Consider the following 14158-nt stretch of genomic DNA (forward strand, 5'->3'; position numbering starts at 1 on the left):
AGCTATAATTTTAACTTATAATCATGTGCACCTGGTGCAAAATTGCTTCTGTATATTTCTTTACCTGTAACACGACTTCCTTTACCCCAACCAACTTCAACACGGTTATCACCCAATACAATATTGATGAGTTTTTCTTTCATTTTCTCAGCAATTTTTTCATACTTTTTGTTGAAGGCTAAATTATTAACTTCATGAGGATCATTTTTTGTATCGTATAAAGCTGGATCTAAATCTTCATAAGATGCATTAAGCGCCCATTCCATATTTTCACCTCTGGTTTTGTTTGGGCGGGTTTGTATAGAAAACATAAAATCTTTGGTACGAATAAATGCTCTTGGGCCAGTTACCGCATGGGCTTCTCCAATAACATAATCTCTTTTTGGCGCCTTATTAGCAGCTACTTTAGCTAAATCCATACCATCTAAATATTTAAACGTTTCAGTTTTAATATTAGCACCAGCAGCAGAAAGGATTGTTGGCGCTATATCTACAAACTCAGTAAATTCTTCAACCACTTTTCCTGCTGGAAATTTATTCTCATCTGAAGAAATTACAACTATAGGATTGTGTGAATCAATATTCCATGGTGTAAATTTTGAAACTGCTCCGTGATCGTTTAATTTCCAACCATGATCTCCGTTTACATATACTATTAAATACGGTTTATTTTTTTTCTTGTTGTAGGCTATAAAATCATCTACTGCCTTACCTATCAAATTGTCTCCATAAGCACAAAAGGCAAAGTAATCTTGAATCATTTTTTGTTTTTCTTCATCTGTAAAATGATTTGTATAACTACTTTTTACTTGCTTTAAAAATTGTTTGGGCATAGTTTTTAATTCCTTTTCGTTAAACTCAGGAATTTTGTATGTGTGTTTTTTAAAACGCTCTCTGTAGGATGCCGGAGGCAATACTGGTGTGTGTGGAAAATCGAAACCTATATAGAAAAACTGAGGTTTATTTTCATTAATGCCATTTACAGTTTGAGATCCGAATGAAAAAGTTTCTTCTTCATTTTTTAAATATTCATCAAAAATTTTAACGTAATACCCATCTCTAGTTTCACCTGCTTTTCTGGAGCTTACACCAGCTAAAATACCTGGAGAAAATGGTGTTTGAGGCCCTTTCTTTTCATTATAATGTCTTAGCAAATCATATTTTTCATGCGCTTTTTGGGCAGTGCCTTTGTACTTAGGAAATTCATTTTCTAAACGTTCAGATATATACTCAAACTCTCCTTTAGGAGTCACAAAATACTCCATACTTTTAAATGGCTTGTCTAACTTTTTACCATCCATTTCATAGAACCAATCTTTTCCCCATCCTGTAAACCCATCTTTTCTTAATTGTTTAAAATCGAAGTTATTTTGGTAAATATTGTAATTCTTAGACTTCCCGTTTTCAACCGTTTTTAATCTAACCCCTAATTTTCCAATACGCAGTGTTTGATATCCTAAGCTAGCCAGTTGTTCTGGAAAAGTAGGCTTACTATGTTCTGCCTTATTATGGTGGTATTCAAATTCATATACTCCAGAACGAAATGGATACCTTCCTGAATGCATAGACGCTCTTGATGGCGCACAGCCTGAAGCCTGACAATAGGTATTAATAAACGTGGTACCCATTTCTGTTAAACGATCTATATTTGGAGACTCTACATACCCAAGCTCACTCATTTCATTTCCAGTTAACATTTTATTAAATGCTCGAACGGCATCATACCTATGATCATCAGTTACTATCCAAAGTACATTTGGTTTTTCTTGTGCAAACGCATTGGGTTTAGCTATAAAAAGCAAGCTAAAAAACAGCAAAAAAGTGGTTATTTTTTTCATTTTAGTTTAATGTTTATTTAGTTTTTAATGGGGCAACTTTACCATAGCCGCCTTTGGGCGCATCATGAGCGGTTGCGTGTTGATCAAATCTTGGGATGACTTTTTTAAGTTCATCGCGCTCTTTTCTGTGCGCTTCAGATACTTTACTCCAATCTTTAATTTTAGGAAAGCTTATTAAATCTTTTGGATATTTACTAACGTCATACCATACGTTATTACCATCTTTCATTACTAAATTTCCTCTAATAATGGTAGTTTCTTTATGATAGCCATACACCCAATCTCTATGTTTTGGTTTATTTGTGGTTAAGAAAGGCATTAAACTTTCTCCATTCATCTCATAAGAATCTGGAATTGTAACACCACCTAAATCGGCTATTGTTGGAATTAAATCTGATATATTTGCCAAAACATTTTGCGCTCCTTTTTTAGTTAAATTCATACCAGGGGCATAAATAATTAAAGGCACATGTGTTCCTTTTTGTGAAACTGGACTAGACTTACCATAACCACTGGTACCATTATCTGCACAAAAAATGAAAACAGTATTATTCTCTATACCTAATTCTTTAAACTTATTTAAATATTGCCACACTTGGTAGTCTAGATAATTAATATGCGTGTGAATACCATTTTCAGTTATAGTTCCGTAATCATTATAAACACCATTATCACCTGTTACTTTTGGTTTTGTACGTGTGTATTTTTTTCCATCCCAGTTAATTTTAGGTGTCCCTGGCCATTTACCTTCGTTATTTGGATGAAGAAAATCCCAAGCATCATGCCCCAAATGGCTTGTATGATATACAAAAAATGGTTTTCCTTCTTTAGCTTTACGTTCTATAAAATCAAAAGTAAACTCTAATTCTACATCTGGACCAAAAGTGTTAAGTCCAAATTCCTTTTCTGATTTTTTATCATTTGGCCACCAAACAAATTTTTCTTTGGTATCAGGGTGATTCATTAACTGCACATGAGGTTGCCAGTACCACCCAGATTGCACATAACTTTTTTTATGAATTGGCTTATTAGTATCGGCATTATAAATTACTTTTTTACCCGCTTTCTTTCTTGTTTCTAACCTAAAATCTGTGGTGTGAATAGCTGTATTATATGATCCTTCTCCTGGAGTAAAACAACCTTCATCAAAAGGAAACCCTTCAATACTCATTTGAGTTTTTCCTGCCCAAAATGTTGCGTAACCACCCGCTTTAGCTACATGAGCAATACTATGTGGCGAACTATCATATAAATCCCATACGCCTTTTCCATTAGGCGCTTTTCCTTTGTCTTTATTATGCCACCATTTGTGTAAATGTGCATAACGCCCCGTCATCATCATAGCTCTACTTGGCCCACATACTGTAGCTGCCCAAGCCGTTTTCACATAACAGCCTTCTTCAGCTATTTTATCAAGCGTAGGCGTTTTTGCTTTATATTTCACATCTGATGTTGTTCCGCCTTTAGGCGGACTCCATACTGTTGACCCATAAATTGGTAATTCTCTAGCGCTAATATCATCTGCAAAAAGGAGTACAATATTTGGCTGTTTTTGCGCATTTCCTATTAAAAAAGAAAGCATACAAACGTTTAAAAACACTTTTAATTTCATGCTATTTAATTTTATTAATTGTTGTTTATTAAAGCCTTAAACCAGCCGCTTCCCCATGCTGCGCACCAAAGCACATTTTCATTGTATGGGTCTGGTTTAAAGTCGGTCATTTTATCAGGCTGCCCTATACCTTTGTTAATCTTACTCCAGCTTTCGCCATTGTCTTTGGTTATGTATAACCCCGGATTTTTAAAGTTTTTATGGTAAGGCACATTTACTGTTATGATATTTGAATTAACTGGAGACACTTCTGTTTGCCATACATATGGTGCTTTGAAAAACTTTTTCCAATTCTTACCATTGTCTGTACTCTTCCATACACCACCGGCTTCATAGGGTCCGAAATTAGAGCCCGCTGATAGATACATTGCTTTAGTATTTCTATCTATAAACAGGTTGTTAACGGATTCTATTTGAGATGGAATTTTCATCTTTTCCCAAGTTAAAGCACCATTTGTAGATTTGTACAATCCGCCAACGTGGTGTTTATTTCTTTGGTTTACTGAGGCATACATAATTTTTGGGTTTTTAGGATCCATTGTTAGCCTTCGCACGCTACCTAATTCTGGCAAACCTTTATTACTAAGCGTCCAATTATAACCACCGTCATTGGATTTGTACACACCATATTTCCCTTTAGACATGACGTCTTCCTTTGGAGATACTCCAACCTCTTGTACTACATGCCTAATGGCTGTGAAATACATGCTATTTGGTGTTTCAGGGTCTATAATTAACGAACCTTGAAAAGCAATACCCCTATACTCAGGGTTTTTTCCTTCAAAAATTGTTGCTATATTTTCCCAAGTTTTTCCGCCATTGGTTGTTCTTCTCAGTTTTCCTCGGTGCTCTTGCCTCCAACTTAAAATATAAATTGTATTAGGTTTTTTTGGATGCACAGCTACTGTTGATGTAGAATGAGAGGCATGATTACCGCTATGGTCATGCACTTGCCCTTCAATTTGTTTTACAGCTACTGCATTTTTGTCAGGATAATTGCCTAGTGGTGCTGTTTGCCATAAACCATGCTCGCCACTACAAAGTAAGTATCTGTCTTTAATTCCTGTTTCTAACAGCATAAAACGCCCTGGTAAATTACTATTACCTCTACCAACCCATGTATTACTACCTGGTGCCGTTTCATAATCATCAATTTGTTGCCAAGTTTTACCACCATCATTTGAACGTTGTGTTTGTTGTTGTACGCCAATAAACACTTCGCCTTTAGCATTTATTGCTAAACTTCTACTGCCAAATCTTACTTCGTGTAATTCAGCATTTGCTTTAGCCACATGCGAAAAATCAACATTTGCCCCTATGTTAAACCCCTTACTTAGCCAATATGCCTTATCTTTTTCTTGATCCCAGTACGTTCCTGCCCGTGCACAAATTTTCCAAGTTTTGCCTCCATCTTCCGTTTTCCAAGCATCACCCGGACCAAAACTTTTATCATGACGCTGGTTAGCAACTAAATAAATCTCATTTTTATTTAAAGGGTTTACAGCCATTCTGTTGAAAATGGAATAGGTGTTTTCTGGAAACTTTGGGTACACTTTTCTTGAGTCCGTATCAAACCAATAACTTAACACACGGTGGTAGTTATTTCTGTGATATTTATCAGTTATCATATTATAGTTTACACCCAAATTACCGGTAATATTCTCCCAAGTTTTTCCACCATTTGTACTTTTATACACACCGCCTTTTGTTGTAATAGTTTTTCCATTAGGTTCATACACCGTTTGTTCTAATAGATATAAAACAAACTCTTTAGTTTTTGAATTGTAATAAGATGAAAGGTCTCTAGGTAAATTATTTGGCAACCCTTTTGCACTAGGTTTCCAAGTTTCTCCGGTATCATTACTCACAAAAAAACCATAATTAGTAGCAATGTACATTTGATTTGGTGTTACAGGATTAATAATGATACGGGCAACATCTAAATCTTTTGAAATAGTATTGGCTACCTTTTTCCATGTTTTACCATGATCTGTGGTTTTTAAAACATAGCCATAACTGGCTATTTTGTTTTTTTTACCACGGATTAATTTTTGTGAACGATGATTGTATTTTACATTCCAAAAATCTCCAGCCCCTACAAACCAAATAGCGTCATTTGCTGGATGAATAGCTAATTTTGTATGGGCATTATATGCCGATTTTTCGGCTCTCGGTATGGTATATACTAATTCCCAGTTTCTTCCGCGGTTTGTAGTTTTAAATATTTTTCCGCGTCTTTCTAAAGCTAAGCCAAAGTCTGGATTCTTCTTAGAAAAGGCAATGTCTAGAACGCGCTCTAAACATTTTCCATCACCGTCATAATCTTTAATAGAATGCCATGATTTACCATTATCCCATGTGCCATAACTAACATGCATATCTGGCCCCATAAACATCACATTAGTATCTGTAGGATGGCACCAAAACTCTTCGTTGTAACCAGACATTCCTGGCCCGAAGTTTTTCCACTCCACAGATTGATCTGATGTTACTCTTTCACTTTTTATTTTTTTGAAAAAAGACTCATTATTTTTTTGAGCATAAACACCGTTTAACACTACAAAAAGCCCCCATACGCATAACTTTTTAAAACACATATCCATACATTTTTTGAATATTAACAAAGCTATGTCAACTATTGAAATAGGGGAATTACAAATGATTTAGATTTGTACTGAAATGGTTTTTATAAATGATTACACCTTAATTTTAGATATACAATAATTATACTCTGTGTAATTTATAAGGATAAACGTTTCCTGCGTTCCATTGGCATACATACAGGTTTTTATCATTGTCTACACACACATCATGACAGTGCTTAAAAATGGGGGCATCCTGATACATTATTTTCAGCTTTCCATTTTTATATTTTGGCTTTGTACCTCCGGGATTTGAAACTACTTTATGGTTTTTGTCTAGAATTGTTACAAAACCTCTATTCATTTTCATGTTATAATTGCCTTCTTCCATACCAAAGCAAACACCAGAATATAGGTTATCTCCATTAATAACAGGTCTACTTACATAAGCTCCTGGTAAATAATAGGTTTCTATGAATTTACCATTTAAAGTAAATCGTTTAAAGGCATTCTTAATACGTGCAGAACATAGTAGAGTTGGGTTATTGGGATCTCGCGTATCTAACGCAACGCCATGAGCCTGTTTAAACTTAGCTTCTTGCAGAAAACTATCGCCGCCAAATTTCCTAATAAAATTACCCTTGGCATCATACTGTAAAATAAATTGAGAACCATAACCATCAGCAATGTACACATCGCCATTAGGCCCAATAGCTGTTTCTGTTGGACGGAAATGCATGTTAGATTTGTAGGCGCCATTATCTTTTGGCGAATCGAAAGTTTTAACAATGGTTCCTGTTAAAGTTGTTTTTATAACCTTGCCTAAGTTAGGATCTGTTATATATAAATATTCGTCATCACCTTCATCATGTAAAGTCAATCCATGACCTCCTGGAAGTTTCAGCGTCCAATTATCTAAAAGCTTTCCAGATTTATCATAAATAAGTATGTTATTTTTAACATGATCGGTAAGCATAAATAATCTGCCTTTTTTATCCATTACCATTTCATGACAATTCTTTACTGGATGGTTTTTTGGGTTTAGATTTCCCCATTCTAACTCTAAACGATACTTAAAATTACCGTGACCTAAAATTGTCTCGCTTAATTTTGGTTTAGATGCCATTATATAAAATGGCACTGACGAAACCAAAGTAGAAGCTGCTATAGCTTTTGTAGATGATTTGATAAATGTGCGTCTTTCCATTATACTTATGATAAAATATCTTTTACTACATGACCATGTACATCGGTTAAACGGAATCGTCTTCCTTGATGTTTAAAGGTTAACCTTTCATGATCTATACCTAGTAAATGTAATAGTGTAGCTTGAAAATCGTGAATATGAACTGGGTTCTCTACAACGTTATAACTAAATTCATCTGTTTTGCCATACACCATTCCTGCTTTTACACCAGCGCCTGCCATCCACATACTAAAACACCCTGGATGGTGGTCTCTACCATAACTAGTTGCTGTTAACCTTCCTTGTGAAAAACTAGTTCTACCAAATTCTCCGCCCCAAACTACTAAGGTATCATCTAATAAACCCCGTTGCTTTAAATCTTGAATCAACCCCGCTGTGGCTTGATCTGTATCTCTGGCCTGTCTTTTTATGCCTCCTGGTAAATTTCCGTGCTGATCCCAACCGGTATGATATAATTGAATAAACTTTACACCACGTTCTGCTAGCCTTCTTGCTTGTAAACAATTTGCGGCATATGTTCCTGGTTTGCGTGCATCTTCACCATATAATTTATAAGTATATTCTGGTTCTTCTTTTGTATTTACAGCTTCCGGAACTGAACTTTGCATTTTATAAGCCATTTCATATTGATTGATTTTAGATTGAATTTCAGGGTCATTCCATAAACTATATTGTTGCTGGTTTAATGCTTTAATATAATCTAGAGCGCGCCTACGGTCATTATCTTGCACACCATGGGGATTGTTTAAATACAATACAGGATTTTTACCAGACCTAAATTGAACACCCTGATGATGTGAAGGTAAAAAGCCATTACCCCATGCCGCTGAGCTTAAGGGCTGGGAACCACCGCCTTTTGAAACTAGCACTACAAAGTTGGGCAAGTCTTTATTATCACTACCTAAACCATAGCTTAGCCATGACCCAATTGAAGGACGACCGCTTAATTGAGAACCTGTTTGTAAAAACATAACTGCAGGCTCATGATTTATGGCATCTGTATACATGGAATTAATAATACACAAATCGTCAACAACCTGCGCTGTATGCGGAAATAAATCACTTACCCAAGCACCTGATTGCCCGTACTGTTTAAAATTGAAAATTGACTGCACTAATGGAAATGTAGATTGATCTGTAACCATACCCGAATTTCGTTGTGTACCTTTAACAGACGGTGGAATTTCTTTACCATGCCATTTGGCCAATGCTGGTTTATAGTCTAGCGTTTCTATTTGCGAGGGCGCACCACTTTGAAATAGATAAATAACCCGTTTTGCTTTGGGCATAAAATGCGGTGCTAATTTGTCATTATTTAATAGTGCATTATTGGCAAATGCCGAAGATGGTGCCAACATTGAGCTTAATGCTATAGAACCAAATCCTAAAGAAGCCTTTTTAAGAAATCCGCGTCTGGTTTCTGCAAATTGTAGTTGTTTTTTTATGTCGTCCATGGTTTAGTTTTTATCTAAGTGTAAAAGCGTCGGTTGTATTTAAAATTCCATTTATAACTGTTGCCAAAGCTGCTGTTTCTGTATAATTATCGGTAGATTTTATTGGAGATGCTCCTATATTTAAATACGCTACAGCATTGGCTTTGTTGGCTTCAAATCGTTCGTATTCATTCTTATAAAATTTAATTAGTACTTGTAATTCTCCATCTATGGGAGTTCTTCCTGTGCCCAGTTTAAATGCAGTATTGAGCTGTTTTGTTATGTTTTTTGGATATTGCTCAATTAAGTTTTCTGCCAATACGCGTCCAGCTTCAATATATTGCGGATCATTTAACAATACTAATGCTTGTAAGGGAGTACTTGTTTGTCTTCTCTTTACTGCACAAACACCACGGTCTGCCACATCAAAAATACTCATTGTTGGTGGTGGCGAAGTGCGTTTCCAAATGGTATATAGACTTCTTCTGTATAACCCTTCTCCTGGTTTTTGCAAATACTTATAACGCCACTTTTTATTACTTAATTCGTCCCAGAGGCCTTCTGGTTGATATGGGTATACACTTGGCCCTCCTAGTTTATCGGAAAGCAATCCACTAATTGAAAGCGCGTTGTCTCTTATCATTTCAGCTGGCAACCTAAAACTTGGACCTCGTGCCAACAATACATTATCAGAATCTATTTCTAATAGCTTTTCGGTTGTTTTTGAGCTTTGCTTGTAGGTTTCAGACATTACAATTTGTTTATGCAATGCTTTTATATCCCATCCAGATTCCATAAAACTTACTGCTAAATAATCTAGCAATTTGGGGTGTGAAGGCAAACTACCTTGGCTACCAAAATCATCAGATGTTTCAACGATACCTTTACCAAAATGCATTTGCCAAATTCGGTTAACAAACACTCTTGCGGTTAAAGGATTGTTTTTATCAAATAACCATTTAGATAAGCCTAGTCTGTTTTTAGGTAAGCTTTTATTAAATGGTAAAACGGCTGTGGGCACTCCAGGAAATACCTCATCAGTTGGAGCATCGTATTGCCCTCTATCTAAAACAAAAGTTGGTCTTGGTTCAGGTAAATCGCCAAGTACCATAATTTCTGGAATACTGTCTACATGTTGTGTTAGCGCTTTTTTAAGGGTTTGTATTTTTAATTTTTCGGTATTACTTGGTTTGTGCAAGTTAGCAAAGTAAAACTCTGACAATAACGATGTGCTTTCTTCTGATGTTTTATTTGCTAATAGCGAATTAAATCTTTTTCTGTTTTCAATAAATGCAACTTCAATGGTTGATAATGCTTTATTGAAAATTTTTAAATTATCAACACCTCCACCAACAAAAGATTTCATCCCGTCACGTCTTCCAATTCTAAAACCATGAAAACCATAGGTATGGATATTGGGTTTAAAAAGTATGGATTTATACAAATTATCAATATCAACTTTTACAGATATTTCTTTACCATTTTTGAATAAGCGAATGCCTTTTGCTTTACCAGAACCATCATAAGACACCGTTACATTAGCCCATTCCTTTTCGGTTATTGGTTCTTTTGAAGTTACCTGAATTGCATTAGATGGCCAAGAAAAGGCAATAATAAATTTTAAGTGATTCTCCTCTAAATGAAGAGAATACCCTTTATATCCATTTCGAATATCTTCACAATGGTTAAACACCATAGCATCATCATATACTTTATCTGGAAAGATGGAAAGACGCACTGAAAAAGGATCTGTATGATCAAACCACCCTATGTTTTTTGGTAGCTTAAATGCTGTAAAATCATTTAAAAACAGTGCTTTTCCAGAAGCGCCTTCTTTTATAACAGGGTCATTAGCAGTTGCTATTCCACCATTATTTAAACCAGGTATATTATAACTGTTTTTTTCCTTTTTTAGGAATGTTTCAAAAGACCAATTTGCAACTACATGCGTTTTAATAGTTTTTGAAATGGTATTTTGAATCTTTACCTTATCAGTTTGTAGCCAGTTATTAAAGTCCGAATTTCCTTGATTAAGTATCGTCTTTAATTTGCGGGTTGATTCTCCAATTTGCTGCTCTAAAAATTTAATAACATCTTCCTGTTCTTTATTCGTTAAGAGTAAAGATGGTCCTGGTGTTTGATCTGGTCCGTATACAGCGGTGCCAATTTCATTGGTGCTATTAAAAAATGCCGCTAATTTATAATGGTCTTTTTGACTAATAGGATCGTATTTATGGTCGTGACAACGGGCACATTCCACAGTAAGCCCCAAGAATGCTTTAGACATGGTTGCTGTTCTATCTGCCACGTATTCTGCCCTAAACTCTTCGTAAACAATACCTGCTTCAGAATTTTTCTTATGCAACCTATTAAAAGCGGTTGGTAATACGGTTTCTACATTGGCATTAGGTAATAAATCGCCTGCCAATTGCTTGGTTACAAACTCTTCATAAGACATGTTTTTATTGAACGCATTAATGACCCAATCTCTATACGGACTAAAATCTCGATGTTTGTCATCAAGGTAACCATCGCTATCAGCATATCTAGCAACATCCATCCAATTTGCTGCCATTCGTTCTCCATAGGTAGAAGATGCTAACAGTTTATCAACTACATTTTCGTAGGCTTTATTTGTTGTATCATTAACAAAATATTCAATTTGTTTAATAGTTGGCGGCAAACCTGTTAAAGTAAAGTACAAACGCCTTATTAATGTTTCTTTTGTTGCTGTTTCAGATGGTTTTAAATCATGCTTTTCTAAGTTGGCTGCAACAAAATAATCAATGCTGTTTTTTGGCCAATAGTTATATGTTGTTTTAGGCAATTCATACTTTTTTGGAGCAATAAAAGACCAATGAGGTTTGTACTCTGCTCCTTGCTCAATCCATTTAATTAACAAAACTTTTTCAGCATCTGTTAATGCTAAATTAGCTTCTGGTGGCGGCATAAGTTCAGATGCATTATCTGTTAAAATTCTATCAACAAGCGTACTTTTACCAGGTTTTTGGGGCATTATTGCATGTAGTTCTGCATCACCTAAAGCTGCATAAGCATGCTCTGGAGTATCTAATCTTAACTCAGATTTTTGAGTTTTTGCGTCTGGACCATGACAAGCAAAACACTTATCAGATAATATAGGTTTTATGTGATAGTTAAAGTCTACCACATTTGGCGTGTGCTCATATGCTGGAATTAAATGCTCCGGAACTTTATACCCGCAGCTATAAGCCAACATTAAAATTAAAAAAATTAATGCATTGTTTCTCATACCTAATAAATACCTGTGTTATCAAATATAGAAACCATTTTTAACAGTTAATAAGTGAATAAACTGTTTTATTAACTGTTAATAAATTATTTATTACATTTAAAACTTATAACAAATACATGGAGAAAATTCCTGATTATAAGAAAATAGTTAATAAAATAACTTCAAGTAAATCCTTTGGAAGATCAAGCACTTATGCTAACCTACTTAGCTACTTGGCAGATTGTACTTTAAATAGAAATGTACCCAAAGAAACCACTATTGCTTCTGATATTTTTAGAAAAAGAGATTTTGACCCAACCCAAAGCACATTGGTTAGAGTGTATGTTTACAACCTAAGAAAAAAACTTGAAGCTTATTATAAAAACGAAGGTAAACACGACAAAAAAATTTTAAAAATACCTAAGGGAAGCTATGAGGTATTGTTGATTGACCGAAAATTTGAAACCCAAAAAAAAGAAAAAGTATTTCCATTTAAAACGGTTATAGCTTGCACTATTTTAGTGTTAATCGTTTCATTATTCTTCAATATAATAGCCTTTAATAACACTAAAAAAACATCAAAAAAAAGCTCTTCTAAATTGTGGAAAGATCTTTTACATAAAGATCAACCTTTAACGGTTGTAATTGGAGATTTATTTCTTTACGAAGAATTAGATTCTTTGCACAAAGCCAATAGAACCACACGAAATTCTAGAGTAAATTCTTTGGAAGAATTTGAAGAATTCAAATCTTTAAATGAAACTTCTAAGGTGAGTTTTCAACCCGCTGATTACACTTTCTTAATTTACAATAGTGCGCTTTGGATAAAAGATTTGAGTCATATTTTCACAAAAAACAATAAGAATTTTGCCGTTAGAAATATGGCACGCTTTAACCCTAAGGCGCTTCAAGACGGCGATTTTATAGTTTTGGGTATGCTAAAAACCTTTGGTTTGTTTAGGGAATATACTGAAACAACAGCGTTTCCGTACACCCCAAAACAAGATGCTATTATTTACACCGATAGTACTAATTCAAAACAGGTTTTAAAACCTTTTGGTAACCCTAATGAATACCATACAGACTATGGCATAATTATGAAAATTCCAGGACCAAACAGCAATAACATATATCTTTTTGGCGGTATTTGGGATACTGGTGCTTCGCAAAGTTTAAAATACTTTACCGATGATACCTTACTTGAAAACTTAGAAACTAGAATGATTTCTAAATTTGGAAGTATACCTGCGTATTACGAAGTGCTTTTTGAAGTTAAAGGTATAGACCGTATGGAGTTAACACCTACAATTCTTGAAATAAACAAAAAATAACAGTTTTAATTTGTACTAATTTGTTTTATTAACAAGCCTGTATGTATGAACCCAATCTACATACATAGTATTTTTGGTATCATTGATAACATTTTCCTTTTTAGCAAAACCATCCCATTTATTTGTCCATAACCCAAAATATATGTTTAGAGCTCTTGTAAATTGTCTTGGAGCTAATGATGCGCCTACATATTCACCATCTAGAAAGAAATGGCATTTTCTATCATCTTCCCAATATAAACCATAGGTATGATATGTTTCATCGGTTCTTCTCCCTTTGTTTACATTACTATTTGATAACAATTGTGTAGATGCAAAACTAGGCGCTGTTTTATTTTCACCATTTACAGCATGATGAATATTTGATTGCATAATATACGGTTTATAAGCAACACCGTGACCTACATTGGGGTTAGATGGGTTAGCATTATTTTCGCAAATATCTATTTCATTTCTATTTTCAGCATCTCCATTATTTAGCCAATAAGTATTATATGCTGAAATACTGGCTGTTTTCATGCTACACTCAGTATACATAGGATAACTAATTTGAGATTTACTCATTATACGTCCTGTTTTCATCCAACGTAATGAATCATTATTAATTTGGGCTTTAATATTTAGCTTACCATTTTTTACTGAAACTTGGCTTTTCTTCATAATATTTGGTGGTGAATAATTCCATAAAGAATATACCCATTTGTTGGTATCAAAAAATTCAAATTCATCACTTAAGGCTTCAACTTTTTCCCATTTAAATCCTTTAGGTGCATTAGGTTGCGCATTTACAAAAACTAGCATAAGCAAAAAAGCAGCTACTAATAGATTTCTTTTCATTATTAATATTTATTATTTAAAATTATCAAGTTTGCTTTCACAAATTATACAAATATTTAAGTGTT

The 14158-nt window shown here is 34.5% G+C and carries 8 protein-coding genes; 1 reads left to right on the forward strand and 7 read right to left on the reverse strand.

Annotated elements, in window-relative coordinates:
• Positions 1–2 precede the first annotated feature (2 nt).
• The 6 genes from FUA26_RS15145 to FUA26_RS15170 all read right to left on the reverse strand — a co-directional run bounded on the left by FUA26_RS15145 (position 3) and on the right by FUA26_RS15170 (position 11943).
• A complete protein-coding gene (locus FUA26_RS15145; RefSeq protein ID WP_147138050.1) occupies positions 3–1838 on the reverse strand; it encodes a sulfatase-like hydrolase/transferase in 1836 nt (611 codons plus the stop codon).
• A 13-nt stretch (positions 1839–1851) separates the two neighbouring features.
• Positions 1852–3450, reverse strand: coding sequence for a sulfatase-like hydrolase/transferase (locus tag FUA26_RS15150; protein ID WP_147138053.1), 1599 nt, complete (start codon positions 3448–3450; stop codon positions 1852–1854).
• 14 nt (positions 3451–3464) lie between these two features.
• A complete protein-coding gene (locus FUA26_RS15155; RefSeq protein ID WP_147138056.1) occupies positions 3465–6047 on the reverse strand; it encodes a sialidase family protein in 2583 nt (860 codons plus the stop codon).
• Positions 6048–6174: 127 nt separating this feature from the next.
• Entirely contained in the window at positions 6175–7239 is a 1065-nt protein-coding gene (locus FUA26_RS15160) for an NHL repeat-containing protein (protein ID WP_147138059.1), read from the reverse strand.
• A gap of 5 nt (positions 7240–7244) precedes the next feature.
• Entirely contained in the window at positions 7245–8693 is a 1449-nt protein-coding gene (locus FUA26_RS15165; RefSeq protein WP_147138062.1) for a DUF1501 domain-containing protein, read from the reverse strand.
• A 10-nt stretch (positions 8694–8703) separates the two neighbouring features.
• Positions 8704–11943, reverse strand: a complete 3240-nt coding sequence (locus tag FUA26_RS15170; protein WP_147138065.1) for a DUF1553 domain-containing protein — start codon at positions 11941–11943, stop codon at positions 8704–8706.
• 119 nt (positions 11944–12062) lie between these two features.
• On the opposite strand from FUA26_RS15170, the gene FUA26_RS15175 reads away from it, so the two are divergent.
• Positions 12063–13256 carry a hypothetical protein gene (locus FUA26_RS15175; protein WP_147138067.1) on the forward strand — a complete coding sequence of 398 codons (1194 nt, stop codon included), beginning with the start codon at positions 12063–12065 and terminating at the stop codon, positions 13254–13256.
• Positions 13257–13271: 15 nt separating this feature from the next.
• Here the strand turns inward: FUA26_RS15175 and FUA26_RS15180 are convergent, their stop codons facing one another.
• Positions 13272–14093 carry a family 16 glycosylhydrolase gene (locus FUA26_RS15180; protein WP_147138070.1) on the reverse strand — a complete coding sequence of 274 codons (822 nt, stop codon included), beginning with the start codon at positions 14091–14093 and terminating at the stop codon, positions 13272–13274.
• Positions 14094–14158: the final 65 nt, after the last annotated feature.

The sequence above is a fragment of the Seonamhaeicola algicola genome (assembly GCF_007997385.1).
Lineage (GTDB): Bacteria > Bacteroidota > Bacteroidia > Flavobacteriales > Flavobacteriaceae > Seonamhaeicola > Seonamhaeicola algicola.